Origin of the sequence: Pseudarthrobacter sp. lyk4-40-TYG-27 (assembly GCF_030209295.1) — a bacterium.
Lineage (GTDB): Bacteria > Actinomycetota > Actinomycetes > Actinomycetales > Micrococcaceae > Arthrobacter.
The window spans coordinates 42,625-55,159 of the sequence record NZ_JARVSH010000005.1 but is presented as its reverse complement, the minus strand read 5'-3'; the positions used below and the strand labels follow the sequence as shown (position 1 = coordinate 55,159).

11 protein-coding genes are annotated in these 12,535 nt (G+C 66.9%); 6 read left to right on the top strand and 5 right to left on the bottom strand.

Annotated features, from left to right (window positions below):
* The first annotated feature begins 24 nt into the window (after window positions 1-24).
* Together QRM96_RS10965 and QRM96_RS10960 are read left to right on the top strand one after the other, a co-directional pair.
* On the top strand, window positions 25-501 hold the full coding sequence (locus QRM96_RS10965) for a sensor histidine kinase (protein WP_285319675.1): 477 nt from the start codon (window positions 25-27) through the stop codon (window positions 499-501).
* A gap of 314 nt (window positions 502-815) precedes the next feature.
* Window positions 816-3,458 (top strand): exo-rhamnogalacturonan lyase family protein, encoded by a 2,643-nt coding sequence (locus tag QRM96_RS10960; RefSeq protein ID WP_285319673.1) that lies wholly within the window; start codon window positions 816-818, stop codon window positions 3,456-3,458.
* Window positions 3,459-3,538: 80 nt separating this feature from the next.
* On the opposite strand, the gene QRM96_RS10955 is transcribed toward QRM96_RS10960, so the two are convergent.
* The 3 genes from QRM96_RS10955 to QRM96_RS10945 are packed head-to-tail and all read right to left on the bottom strand — an operon-like array spanning window position 3,539 to window position 6,650.
* Window positions 3,539-4,774, bottom strand: coding sequence for a metal-dependent hydrolase family protein (locus QRM96_RS10955; protein ID WP_018760906.1), 1,236 nt, complete (start codon window positions 4,772-4,774; stop codon window positions 3,539-3,541).
* Window positions 4,771-5,259, bottom strand: a complete 489-nt coding sequence (locus QRM96_RS10950; RefSeq protein WP_109045638.1) for a GAF domain-containing protein — start codon at window positions 5,257-5,259, stop codon at window positions 4,771-4,773. Before QRM96_RS10950 ends, QRM96_RS10955 begins: the two co-directional genes overlap by 4 nt.
* Complete coding sequence (locus QRM96_RS10945; RefSeq protein ID WP_285319672.1) at window positions 5,256-6,650, bottom strand: MFS transporter; 1,395 nt, start codon at window positions 6,648-6,650, stop codon at window positions 5,256-5,258. The genes QRM96_RS10950 and QRM96_RS10945 overlap by 4 nt, the downstream gene beginning before the upstream one ends.
* 102 nt (window positions 6,651-6,752) lie before the next feature.
* Between QRM96_RS10945 and QRM96_RS10940 the strand changes: the two genes are divergently transcribed.
* Entirely contained in the window at window positions 6,753-7,631 is an 879-nt protein-coding gene (locus QRM96_RS10940) for a MurR/RpiR family transcriptional regulator (RefSeq protein WP_109045637.1), read from the top strand.
* Between the two features lie 56 nt (window positions 7,632-7,687).
* Here the strand turns inward: QRM96_RS10940 and QRM96_RS10935 are convergent, their stop codons facing one another.
* On the bottom strand, window positions 7,688-9,700 hold the full coding sequence (locus QRM96_RS10935) for a rhamnogalacturonan lyase (RefSeq protein WP_285319822.1): 2,013 nt from the start codon (window positions 9,698-9,700) through the stop codon (window positions 7,688-7,690).
* A 198-nt stretch (window positions 9,701-9,898) separates the two neighbouring features.
* On the opposite strand from QRM96_RS10935, the gene QRM96_RS10930 reads away from it, so the two are divergent.
* Window positions 9,899-10,126, top strand: a complete 228-nt coding sequence (locus QRM96_RS10930; RefSeq protein WP_018760901.1) for a hypothetical protein — start codon at window positions 9,899-9,901, stop codon at window positions 10,124-10,126.
* An 11-nt stretch (window positions 10,127-10,137) separates the two neighbouring features.
* Here the strand turns inward: QRM96_RS10930 and QRM96_RS10925 are convergent, their stop codons facing one another.
* Window positions 10,138-10,617 carry an Lrp/AsnC family transcriptional regulator gene (locus tag QRM96_RS10925; RefSeq protein ID WP_165838029.1) on the bottom strand — a complete coding sequence of 160 codons (480 nt, stop codon included), beginning with the start codon at window positions 10,615-10,617 and terminating at the stop codon, window positions 10,138-10,140.
* An 83-nt stretch (window positions 10,618-10,700) separates the two neighbouring features.
* On the opposite strand from QRM96_RS10925, the gene hisC reads away from it, so the two are divergent.
* Together hisC and QRM96_RS10915 are read left to right on the top strand one after the other, a co-directional pair.
* Window positions 10,701-11,819 carry a histidinol-phosphate transaminase gene (gene hisC, locus QRM96_RS10920; RefSeq protein ID WP_285319669.1) on the top strand — a complete coding sequence of 373 codons (1,119 nt, stop codon included), beginning with the start codon at window positions 10,701-10,703 and terminating at the stop codon, window positions 11,817-11,819.
* Between the two features lie 35 nt (window positions 11,820-11,854).
* A complete protein-coding gene (locus QRM96_RS10915; RefSeq protein ID WP_285319820.1) occupies window positions 11,855-12,505 on the top strand; it encodes a YitT family protein in 651 nt (216 codons plus the stop codon).
* Window positions 12,506-12,535 lie beyond the last annotated feature (30 nt).

The window sequence follows — 12,535 nt, the reverse complement described above, 5'->3', positions numbered from 1 at the left end:
AACCAGCTTGGGGAGCAGGAAGTCATGGGAACCAAGACAGCATTGGACAACGAAGTCACCACAGTCGGAGGCGTGCTGACCGACCTCCAGCCGCTCGATTTCCACACTTTGGGGCTGGCCGGGTGCATCGACCGGCTCACGGCACCGCTTCGCCAGCACGGAATTACGGTCCACTGGGATACTCCGCACTGGGGCATCGAGATCCCGGCGGACTGTGCCTCCCTGCTGTACCAGTCGGCCCGGGAAGCCCTCAGCAACGCCTTTAAGTTCTCCGGCGCATCCACAGTGACCGTCCAACTGCTGGCCGTTGACCACGGGATCCGCCTGGTGGTGGCCGACGACGGTGCGGGCTTTGACCGGGACGCCGCCACGTGCGGGCGGCACCACGGGTACGGGCTGCGGCTGATGGCGGTGGCCGTCCAGGAAGCCGGCGGCACAGTGGAGATCACATCCACACCGGGCAGCGGCACCAGCGTGACGGTAACCCTGCCGCTGGACTAACAAGCTCGGATGGCCGCTGTCGCTGGGACGGCGGCCATCCGTATTCACGCCCGCGGCAGGACGCCAGCGTGAAAGCTTGGCATTGTCCGGTTCAAGCGTCGATGCGTCCGGGCGGATGGGCCTCCGGGACCCTGGCCACGAAGACCGAACACTCATCAGATGTGACCGTCACCAGCCGGGCAGGTAGTCCGGAAGGCAGAAACCCCTTGCGCCCGGTATTGCCGTCTATTACGTTGTAGTCGTAATCGAGAAAGCGCTTTCCTGCATTCTGGCGGGACCCCTGAGCGCGGCAATCACCAGTGGAATCGGATGACATGACGGACAGCACCCTCATCAGGTGGATCGATGGACAGGCCCCGGCAGAAATCAGCGGCGGTACAACGTGGGGCATGCCGTTCGCCCGCGGCTCAGTGCCCGGCGCTGATGCACTTTCGGTGGCGGACGCCGCCGGCACTCCCCTCCCCAGCCAGGCGTGGCCGCTGGCCACGTGGCCGGACGGCTCCCTGAAATGGGCGGGAATCGCCCTCCCGGCGACGGACACCCCGTCGGAAACCTACCGGGTGCGGACCGGCGCCGGTACGCCCGCAGCAGCAGGCCGGCAGGCGCCGGAAGGTACGGCCGTCACGGTCACCGAGGATGCCGGCGCGCTGACAGTTGATACCGGCGTCTTGCAGATGGTGATCAACCGCAGCGGATCCACCCTGTTCAGCAGCCTGTCCAGGGACGGCAGGCCCGTTGCCCGCGACGCACGGCTGGTCAGCCTGCTGCAGGACGGCGTTCCCGAAGGGGCCGGAACCGCGGGCCGGAAGGCCTTCACCGGCGAGGTAACCGCCGTCGTCCTGGAACAAGCCGGGCCCGTGCGCGCGGTGGTGCGGCTGGAAGGGCGCCACCACCCCGACCTGGCGGACATCGCGCATCGCGACTGGCTGCCGTTTGTGGTGCGCTTCTACTTCCACGCCAACGCCCGCAGCGTGCGCATGGTGCACTCCTTCATCTGGGACGGGGACCCGGAGCGGGACTTCCTGGCCGGCCTCGGCGTCCGGTTCAGCGTGCCGCTGGAGGCTGAACTGCATGACCGGCACGTCCGGATCGCCGGGGCCGACGGCGGGTTCCTCACCGAGGCCGTGCGCGGCCTGACCGGGCTGCGCCGGGACCCGGGCGCGGACGTACGGGAGGCGCAAATCGCCGGCCGCGCCACTCCCCCCACGGAGGCATGGAACCCCGAGGTCTCAGGCCGGCTGCACCTCATCCCCAGCTGGGGCGACTACACCCTTACCCAGCTCAACGCGGACGGATTCGAACTGCGCAAGCGGACCACCGGCGGCCATGGCTGGGTGGGAATCTCCGGCGGCACCCGCTCGGCAGGCTTCTGCTCCCTGAGCGACACCCGCGGAGGCCTGGGCGTGGGAATCAAGGATTTCTGGCAGTCCCACCCGGGCCAGCTGGACATCCGCGGCGCTGCTACCGGCGAGGCAACCCTGACGACATGGCTGTTCTCCCCGGAAGCCCAGCCCATGGACCTGCGGTTCTACCACGACGGCCTGGGCCAGGACACTTTCGAGGAGCAGCTCGAGGGGCTCGAGATCACCTACGAGGACTACGAACCCGGATTCGGCAATCCCACCGGCATTGCCCGCACCCACGAGGTGACCCTGTTCGCCTATGACGCCACCCCGTCCACCGTGGGCCTCGCCGCCGACGCCGCCGCCGCGTCCACCCCGGCGCTGCTGCAAGCCACGCCGGAACACCTGCACTCCGTGGGCGTCTTCGGTGACTGGGACCCGGTGGACCGCAGCACTCCCGCACGTGCCCGGCTGGAGGACCAGCTGGACTTCCTCTTTGACTTCTACGCCGGCCAGGTGGAGCAGCGCCGCTGGTACGGCTTCTGGAACTTCGGCGACGTGATGCACACGTATGACTTCGACCGGCACGTGTGGCGCTACGACGTGGGCGGATACGCCTGGGACAACTCCGAGCTCTCCCCCGACCTGTGGTTGTGGTACTCCTACCTCCGCTCGGGCCGGGCAGACATCTTCCGCTTCGCCGAGGCAATGACCCGGCATACCGGCGAGGTGGACGTGTACCACCTGGGGCCATGGAAGGGCCTGGGTTCCCGGCACAACGTCCAGCACTGGGGCTGCAGCGCCAAGCAGTTGCGGATCAGCACCCCCGCCTACCGCCGCTTCTACTACTACCTCACGGCCGACGAGCGCACCGGAGACCTGCTGAGCGAACTGGTGGACAGCGACCGGAACTTCCTGGGCCTGGATCCGGTCCGCAAGGTGCGCCCGGATGCTGCCACCTACCGGCCCAACCGGGGCGCCCTGGGCGTCGGGCTGGGGACAGACTGGGGATCCCTGGCCGCTACCTGGCTCACCGACTGGGAACGCACCGGAAACCCATGGTCCCGGGACCGGCTGCTGGGCACCATGGCGGACATCGGCGCGCTGAAGTACGGCTTCCTCACCGGCGAAGCCTTGTACGACCTGGACAAAGGCCGGTTCGACACTGGCCGCGAACAGATCCAGGTCTCACACCTCAGCGCCGTCTTCGGGCTGGTGGAGATCTGCAGCGAACTGGTGGACCTGGTGCCGGATGCGGACTTCGAACGGGCCTGGCTGCAGTACTGCCGCCTGTTCCTGGCCACCAAGGAGGAGCAAGTGGAAGCGGTCGGCCAGCCCTTGGAGGGCGTCTACCTGACGCAGGCGCACAGCCGGCTGACGGCGTACGCGGCGGCAAGGTTGCAGGATCGTGACCTCGCAGCCCGGGCCTGGGACAAGTTCACCGAGGGTGGCGAGCACCTGAACCACGGATCCGCCTTCACGCTGCGCCGGATCGAGCCACCCCACGTACTGCTGCCCGTGGACGAGGCACCCACCGTCTCCACCAATGACACGGCGCAGTTCGGGCTGGCGGTGATCCAGAACCTGGCACTGGTGGGCAAGTACCTGGACTGACAAGTCCACCGCCGCGGACAAACGGGCGACGACGGCACCTGGCCAGGTGCCGTCGTCGCCCGTTTCCGTTCGCAGGAGCGTCAGGCGCGTCCGCCGACGACGGTGCCATCCTGGACTACGTATTCCAGGTGGTCGGCGATGTCCGCCAGCACGGCAATGTCCTCCACCGGGTCCGCCGAGAGCACCAGCACATCAGCGTCCGCTCCGGGGGCGATGACTCCCAGTTCACCCGGGCGGCCCAGCAGTTCGGCGGCGGTGGTGGTCGCGGACCGGATGGCGTCGATGGCCGGCTGGACCTTGCCCAGCAGCCGGAACTGCTCGTTCTGGTGCCGGTGCATCCCGCCCAGCAGGTCCGAGCCGTACACCATCTTCACGCCGGCCTCGTGCGCCCGGGCGATCGCTTCCAGGCCGCTGCTGAGGACTGAATCCACCTTTGCCCACATCTCCTCGGTCAAGCCAAACTCCTTGCCTTCTTCCTTCAGCGCCCAGTAAGTCACCAGGGTGGGCACCAGGAAGGCATCCCTCTCCAGGAAGAGCCGCAGGCTCTCGTCGTCAAGGAGGTTGCCGTGTTCAATGGACCTGACCCCAGATTCGAGGGCGCGGTTGATGGCCCGGGCCGTGTAGGCGTGGGCTGCCACGTAGCGGTTGGCCGCTTCCGCTTCTTCGACGGCGGCCCGCATCTCCTCGAGCGAGTACTGGGTGGAGTCGATGCGGTCCGTCGGGGAAGACACACCTCCGGACGCCATGATCTTGATGTGGTGGGCCCCCTTGCGGAGCTCGTCGCGGGCAGCGGCGCGCACGGCGTCCACGCCGTCCGCCACCCGCCCGATGCCACAGCATCCCCGGCCGTTGGGTTCGTGGTCCTCGCCGGGAAGGCGCATGTCGCCGTGGCCACCGGTCTGGCTGAGGGCGCGGCCGCAAAAGTGCAGCTTCGGCCCCTCCAGGAGCCCCTCGGCCTGGGCTTTCGCCAGGCCAAAGTCGGCGCCTGAGAGGTCGCGCACGGTGGTGAAGCCCCGGCTCAGCATGCCCTGCATGATCCTCGCAGTCTGGGCGTACACGTACGAGGCGGGCGTCCAGGTCAAGGACCGGAAGTCCGCGCTGGAAGCCACCACGTGGACGTGGGCGTCAATGAGGCCGGGAATGACGTATTTGCCCGTGCCATCGATGACCCGCGCATTATCCGGCGCTTCCGCACCAGGCCCAACGCTGCGGATTTTTCCGTCGGAGGTCACGACGTCGGCCAAGGAGAAGGTGCCGGCATGGATATCCAGGACGTGGGCGTTCCTGATGACGAGTGGTTCGGTGGAGGAGGTCACGGGAGGACTGCATCCTTTCCTGTCGTAATGGTTTGGTCTGAATCGATGAAGGCTGCGGCAAGCCTTTCGGAGGCAGCGGACACTGCCGCGGACGCCGCGTCCAGGCTGTGGCCGGTGTACTGCCCCTCGGCGTCGAGCAATGCCAAGACGCCCACCACCTCGCCGTGGCTTGTCACCGGGATGTTGATCACTGCGCCGCAGCCCAGGGACTGGATCAAGGCGACGTCCGTGAACACCTCCGCGAGGGCGGCGGCATCGGGAGCGAGGAACGGCCGCTGGTTGGCTATGACGGTGTCAAGCCAGCCTTCGGAGATTTCCACCGACTTTTCGGCACCCAGCGGGTAGTCCACCGGGTGGCTGGTGGAGACCCTTCGGAGCACGGAGGGCCCCGGCAGCCAGCGCAGCGCGGTGAACAGGATGACGCCCGGTTCGCGGCGGAGGTGCTCGTAGATTTCCTGGAAGGCGGGGTTGGGATCCTGCGTCATTTGCCGCCTCCCAACACGGCTGCCTGCTCGGGTTCGGTGCGGGCATTGATGTCTTCCAGCGATTTGCCCGCCGTGGACGTTCCGAAGATGACGACTCCGAGAACGCCCACGGCCAGGACCACTGTGGTCATGGTGAACACGCCGCCGAAGCCGAGCGTTGCGGCGAACACACCGATGATGGACGGCGCCAGGATGCTGCCCACGCGCCCTACCGCGCTGGCCAGTCCGACGCCGGTGGCGCGCATCCAAGTGGGGAAGAGTTCCGGGGTGTAGGCGTAAACCCCGGCGTAGGTGCCGTTGAGGAAGAAGGACAGCGTTGCCGCGGCCACCAGGATCATCCCGGAATCGTTGGACTGGCTCAGCCAGAACGCACTGAGGGCCGAGCCCGCCAGGTACAGGGCGATGGTGTTCTTGCGGTCGATCCGGTCGCACAGCCAGGCCGCGGAGAAGTAGCCGGGGATCTGCGCAAGGTAAATGATGATGGAGTATTCGAAACTCTTGGTGACGGTAATTCCGCGCCCCACCAACAAGGTGGGGATCCAGGAAAAGAATCCGTAGTAGGAGAAGGTGATCACGAACCAGATCAGCCAGATCACGGCGGTCCTCCGACGCAGGGCGGGAGACCACATGACCTTCAGGGCGTTCCAGATGCTGATCTTCTGCCCGTGTTTGGTGATGTCTTCCCCACCGCCTTCCACCACCGGAAGCTCCTTGCCGGTGGCGAGGAGCACCTTCTGCTCGAACCCTTCCACCACCCGTTCAGCCTCCGCCGCACGGCCCTGGCTCATGAGGAAGCGGGGTGATTCGGGAAGGCTGCGGCGCCACCAAAGAAGCAGGAGGATGGGGACGGCGGTAATGACCTGGGCCCACCGCCAGCCGTCGTCACCCAGGGGAACCACAAACCGCCCGATGAGCGCCGCGGCCACGAAGCCGAACGAAAAGAACCCGGCCAGGGTCCCGATGAACCAGCCGCGCCGCTTGGGCGGAATGAACTCCGAAAGGAACGGGGCGATGATGACGCTCTCCGCGCCGGCGCCGAGTCCCGCCAGGACCCGGGCAACAAGGAAGACTTCGAAGTTCGGGGCGACGGCGGCCACCACGGACATGGCGCAGTAGAAGGCAAGCGCCCACAGCATGACCTTCTTCCGGCCGAACCGGTCACCCAGCCAGCCGGACAGGATGGCACCGAAGAAGAAGCCCAGCGGCGCTGCCGAGCCCACCAGGCCCAGGCTTGCGGTGCTCAGGCCCCAGATCTCCTGGATGCGCGGCAGCAGGAAGGCCACCACGGCGCCGTCCATGCCGTCAAAGGAGTAACCGAGCCCTCCGATGAGGAGGAGCTTGTAGTGTGGACGACTGAGTGGGAGCCGGTCCAGGCGTGCTGTGAGAGACATTGGGAATCCTGCCGAAGTGGGCCAAGTTGTACAGTTTTTAGGATTTGCACAGATCTGTGCATGTAGATTGAAGTTACGTGCATCACTTGCGGAGGTCAATAGGTGAAACAAGAAGTTAACAGCGCCACCTTGACCGAATGGCTCGATGGCCAGGCCCAGGGGCGGAAGCTCGCGGCCCGCCAGCTGCAGGTCTTGGGCGTCCTCCGTTCCCAGCCGCGGCTGGCTTCCTACGGCTCCGTCAGCGACATAGCCGCCGCGGCGTCGTCGAACGCCTCAACCGTGACCCGGACCGCCCAGACGCTAGGCTTCAAGGGCTGGGCGGAGTTCCAGTTCGAACTCCGCTCCCGCTTCCTGGCGTCCTTGAGCGCCGTGGAGATCGCCGCACAACACAACGGCCACGTGAGCAGCCCGGCGCAGGCATCCCTGACCACGGACCGGTCCAACCTGGCCCACTTGGAGCGGACCGTGGACCCTGCCGTGATCCATGCCGTTGCGGAGGCCATGGCAGGTGCGCGGCAGACCCTCATCATCGCCGCCGGCAGCTACGCCATTCCGGGCAAGGCGCTGGAGCACAACGGCATCATCGCCGGCTATGACGTCCGGCTGCTGGATGCCGATGTGGCAGCGTTGACCAATGCGGTCGCGCGCCTGACCCCGGACGACCTGGTCATTGCCATCAGCCTCTGGCGGGTCTATGACAGCACAGTCCGCGCCGTGGACATCGCCCATCAGCTCGGGGCCCGGATCGTCAGCATCACCGACACCGCAAGTTCGCCGGTGGCAGCGCACGCCGTTCATAAGATCGTGGTCCCCGCCGAAAGCGCGGGCTTCTTCCCCTCCCTCACGGGAGCCGTTGCCGCAGTGCAGGCGGTGGCCGTCGAGCTGGCTTCCCTGGACCGTGAACGGTCCACCCGGAGCATTGCGGCCTCGGAGCGGACCTGGGACCAGATGCGGATCATGCATCCGCGGCCGAGCACATAAAAAGACGGCCGCCCCGCCCCCGGATGGGGCGGAGCGGCCGCGCTTTCTTCTCCGTGCTACTTGGCCTTGCCGGCGTAGTAGACCGCCGGCAAGGCCGGGGCCTGCATGCCCTCACCGAGGAAGAAGCTCGGGTGCGGGGGCTGGTTGTAGCCCACGGTCTCGCGCGCTACGCCGGTCCGGTACATGGGATCGTGCATCAGGGTGCGGAGCCGGACGTCGGTGGGTGAGGTGCTGGTATAGATCCGCAACTCGGTGCTGTCAGCCGACGGGAACACCAGCTCTTCGCGCCAATCGCCCAGGAGGTCCGCCTGCAGCGACGGGTTGCCCTTGGTGTAGTTGTTGGTGCGGGCGCCGGTGGCGGTCAACAGCCGGTCGCTGGACTCCGTTTCCCAATTCCACTTGGAAATGGTGGGCACGCCATAGCCGGCCACGGCGTCGAAATCGTGGTCCACGATCTCGCGCAGCAGGTCGCCGTCCCACCAGGCCATGAAGTTGGCGGCAGGAATCTTGTCGGAAATCCGCTCACCCTTGGCGGACATCAGGTAGCCGACGGTGGAGTTCCACGCGGCGTCGCCACCCACCGCCCAGCTCTCCGAACCCGGGAAACGGGGGTCGATGTCGCCGGTGGCGCCGCGGCCGGTGTCCTTGAAGGCCGGGATGCTCCACAGGACCTCACCGGTGGCGGCGTCACGGAAGGTGGCACCGCGGTTTCCACTCGACCGCATGTCCTCGTGCACCGCGAACGTTTCCAGGCCGGGCCGGGAGGGATCGAGGTCGCCGGTATGGATGGCGTCGCCGTGGCCAAGCTTGGTGTTGTACAGCGGCTGGCCGTCGTCGTCGATGGTCATGGAGCCAAAGACGAACTCGTCCTTGCCATCCTGGTCCACGTCCGCCACGGAGAGGTTGTGGTTGCCCTGGCCCTTGTATTCAGCCCCGGCAGCGTCGGAATCGAACTTCCACCGCTTGGCCAGCTTGCCGTTCACCAGGTCATAGCTGACCAGGACGGTACGGGTGTAATAGCCGCGGCTGAACATCATGGACGGATGCTCGCCGTCGAGGTATGCCACAGCACTGAGGAACCGGTCCACGCGGTTGCCGTAGCCGTCCCCCCAGGCGGTGACGGTGCCGCGGGGCGGATCATAGGGAACGGTGTCCATGGCGGTGCCGGCAGCCCCATTGAACACCGTGAGGAATTCCGGCCCGGACAGGACATAGCCCGCGCTGTTGCGGTAGTCAGCCGCCGGGTCGCCAATGACGGTGCCCGCGGCATCCGTGGTGCCGTCGGCGGTCTTGAAGGCAACTTCGGCCTTGCCGTCGCCGTCGAAGTCGTAGGCGAGCATCTGGGTGTAGTGGGCGCCGGCGCGGATGTTGCGGCCCAGGTCGATGCGCCAGAGTTTGGTGCCGTCCATCTTGTAGGCGTCCACGTAGACGTTTCCGGTGTACCCGGACTGGGAGTTGTCCTTCGCGTTGGAGGGATTCCACAGCTGGATGATTTCGTAGGCGCCGTCGCCGTCCAGGTCCGCCACGCTCGAGTCGTTGGCGCTGTAGGTGTAGGCCTGCCCCGCCGGGGTGACGCCGTCGGCCGGCTTATCCAGCTTGATGGGCAGGTAGTTTTGGGCCAGCGGACTGAACCCGGCGCTCAGCTTGTCCTGCCCCTCGCCGTTGCCCACGGTCTTGATGACGTAAGTGGAGTCCGCCTTGCCTGCGCGGTCCACGTAGGTGGTGGTGCCACGGACGGGTTGATCGGTGATCTGGACGCCGTCGCGGATGACGTGGAAGCCCACGCTGTCCTTGTCCAGGCCCAGCATCCGCCAGCCCAGCGAGACGCCCTGGTCCGTCAGGACGGCGACCGGGGCCCGGTCAAGGCTTTCCACCTGCCGCTTCAGCTGCTGCCCTGCCGGCGCTGCCGGGACAGCCGGGGAGCCGGAATTTGCCGGCGTTGCGGGAAGTGCCGGCGCCGCGGGGTCCGCGGCCGCTGATGGAAGGCCGGTGAAGGCAATCGCTGCCGCCGCCAGGGCGGCAGCAGCAGCCTTCGGCGCCCTGCCCGTCCGGGGCGTCGGGGAATACATTGAGGGGTTTGCCAAAAGAACATCTCCTTTGATGCGGCGGCAGCACAGGGCACCGCCCAGCCATTTTGGAACGTTTCATTCACAGTGGACAGTCCGCCTTACGAGTGATTTTGAGGAGGATTGCTGCGAGGAAACGCTTTCTGCCCTTAACGTCTATCAGCGCCTGACAATTTCAGTCAAGGCTTTGACGGGATCCTAATGGGAGAAATTGTTCTGTTACGTTTCTTTCCGTTCGCCGGCGTTTCGCTGGTGGGTGGCCTGTCGCTGGACCGGCGCGACAAGGAGGACCTGGTGACCGTCACCCTGGAGCACCCGGTGCTGCGGCAACGCCAAGGCCAGATCCAGACCATGACCGGCCGCACCCAGCCGGCCATCCTGACCGCATTCGTAGACGCGCTCATCGACGCCCTGGACCAGCTTGCCTGACGGCGGTCCCGCTACTTCCGCGCGGCTGCCCGCAGCAGGGGCAGGGTCCGTGTGGGCATCACTTCCACCAGAGACATCGCGGTGCTGGTGCGGACGACGCCGTCGATGGCCAGCATCGCGTTGGTGATCCGGTGGAGATCGGCGGGGTCCTTCGCAGCCACTTTGGCGAGCAGGTCCGCGTCCCCGGTCGTGGCGTGCATTTCGATAATTTCCGGGATGGTCTGCAGTGCCGCTACGGCCTGGTCGCTGGATGACTGGCTGATGGAAATCGAGATGAAGGCAACCAGCGGCAGCCCCAGCGCCGCTGTGCGCACCCGCTGGCTGAAAGGGGCCAGGCTGCCGTCGTTCACCAGCCGCCTCAGCCTGGCGTGCACGGTGTTACGGGCCACGCCCAACGTCCGGGACAGTGAAAGGACGGTGGCTTGGGGGTCCTGGTCGAGTGTGAGGAGGATCTCGGCGTCCAGGGCATCAATGTGGTGCATAGTGAGCATTTTGCCACTTTCCCGGCAAGTAGGTGCCTGATCTGTCCTGCCCGGGACGTCTGTGTTGCGCAGACGTCCTGCCTCACCCCACCATGCTGTCCATGACCGCTACCCTTCCCGATGCCGCCATGCCGGAACTCCGTGCCGCCGTCGCCCAGCTGCCCGCCTACGTGGCAGGCAAGGGCGCGCAGACTGATTTGACGGCCGCCCTGGCCGCCAACGAGAGCCACTTCGCTCCCCTGCCGTCGGTTGTGGAGGCGATTTCGGCGGAAGCGGGCCGGATCCACCGGTACCCCGGCATGGGAGCGCCGGAGGCCCGGGAAGCCATTGCCCGGCATTTCGGTGTCGCAGCCGAGGAAGTCGCTGCCGGCCCGGGCAGTTCCGGGGTGCTCCAGCAGATCATTTCGGCCGTGTGCGGCCACGGCGACGAAGTGGTGTTCGCATGGCGCTCCTTCGAGGCCTACCCCATCCTGGTGGCGGTGGCCGGCGCCGTTTCGGTGCCCGTGCCGCTCCTGGCCAATGAGCAGCACGACCTTCCCGCCATGGCGGCTGCCATCACGGACCGCACCCGGCTGGTGATCCTGTGTTCACCCAACAACCCCACGGGGGTCTCCATCAGCGCCGGCCAGCTGGAGGAGTTCCTCCAGTCCGTCCCGCCGCGGGTGCTGGTGGTGCTGGACGAGGCCTACATCGAGTTCCAGCGCGGACCCGGCGTTGATGCCCTGGATTTCTACCGCCGGTACCCCAACCTTTGTATCCTGCGCACTTTCTCCAAGGCCTACGGACTCGCCGGCCTGCGGATCGGCTACGCGATCGCCCGGCCGCAGATCGCGGAGGGCCTCCGGCGCACCGCCGTGCCGTTCGGCGTGAACAGGATGGCGCAGGCCGCCGCGGTTGCCTCCCTTGCGGCCGGGGACGAAATCCTCCGGCGGACGGAGGCGGTGGCGGCGGAACGCAGCCGGGTCATCGACGCCCTCCGCGGCCATGGCTGGGACGTACCGGACAGCCAGGCGAACTTCTACTGGCTCCGCGCATCCGACGAGCTCCGCGAACAGGTCCTCGCCGCCCTGGGTGAGGCCGACATCCTGGCCCGCGGCTACGCCAAGGACGGCGTCCGGATTACGCTTGCGGACCCGGACACGAACGACAGGGTGCTTGCCGTCCTTGCCAATCGCGGACGGTTCCTGCCCCAGTCGGGCGCGGCCCAGTGAGCGCCCCCGCGGAAACCACCGCCGCCGCACCCAGCATGGACGGCCGCGGGCACCAGGAAGGGCCGACGGCGGCGCGTCCAGGGCCGTCGTCGGCCGTCCGCCATTCGGCAGTCGAGGACGTCCTGGGCATCCTTACCGGCACCTTCGCAGCGTCCTTGGGCTTGTTCCTGCTCAAGTCGAGCGGGGCGGTGACGGGCGGAACCGCCGGCCTGGCGCTGCTGGTCAGCTACACCGTACCTTTGCCGTTCGGCATCATCTTCTTTGCGGCCAACCTGCCGTTCTTCGCCTTGGCAGTCTGGAAGAAGGGCTGGGATTTCGCCCTTCGGACCGGGGCGGCCATCGCACTGGTCTCGGTCCTGGCCGGCGTGCACCCTGCCGCATTCGGCTCCGTGCACCTGGACCCGCTGTACGGCGTGCTGGGCGGAAACCTGCTCGCCGGCGTCGGGCTGCTGATCCTGTTCCGGCACAAATCCAGCCTGGGCGGTTTCAACATCCTGGCCCTGCTCCTGCAGGAGAAGTTCGCGTGGCGCGCAGGCTACGTCCAGATGGTGCTTGACGTGGCCATCGTCCTGGCATCCCTCGTCCTCGTTGCTCCGCTGATGGTGGTCCTGTCCGCGGTGGGCGCCACCCTGTTGAACCTGGTCCTGGCCCTGAACCACCGGCCCGGCCGCTACCTGGGAATGTAAGCGGACAAGGGCCCATCCCGGCGACGGGAA

Excerpts from the sequence above, each read along its gene's own strand:
- QRM96_RS10965 (WP_285319675.1), top strand. The coding sequence starts at position 25 with ATGGGAACCAAGACAGCATTGGACAACGAAGTCACCACAGTCGGAGGC.
- QRM96_RS10960 (WP_285319673.1), top strand. The coding sequence starts at position 816 with ATGACGGACAGCACCCTCATCAGGTGGATCGATGGACAGGCCCCGGCA.
- QRM96_RS10950 (WP_109045638.1), bottom strand. The coding sequence starts at position 5,259 with ATGACGCAGGATCCCAACCCCGCCTTCCAGGAAATCTACGAGCACCTC.
- QRM96_RS10945 (WP_285319672.1), bottom strand. The coding sequence starts at position 6,650 with ATGTCTCTCACAGCACGCCTGGACCGGCTCCCACTCAGTCGTCCACAC.
- QRM96_RS10935 (WP_285319822.1), bottom strand. The coding sequence starts at position 9,700 with ATGTATTCCCCGACGCCCCGGACGGGCAGGGCGCCGAAGGCTGCTGCT.
- QRM96_RS10930 (WP_018760901.1), top strand. The coding sequence starts at position 9,899 with ATGGGAGAAATTGTTCTGTTACGTTTCTTTCCGTTCGCCGGCGTTTCG.
- QRM96_RS10925 (WP_165838029.1), bottom strand. The coding sequence starts at position 10,617 with ATGCTCACTATGCACCACATTGATGCCCTGGACGCCGAGATCCTCCTC.
- hisC (WP_285319669.1), top strand. The coding sequence starts at position 10,701 with ATGCTGTCCATGACCGCTACCCTTCCCGATGCCGCCATGCCGGAACTC.
- QRM96_RS10915 (WP_285319820.1), top strand. The coding sequence starts at position 11,855 with ATGGACGGCCGCGGGCACCAGGAAGGGCCGACGGCGGCGCGTCCAGGG.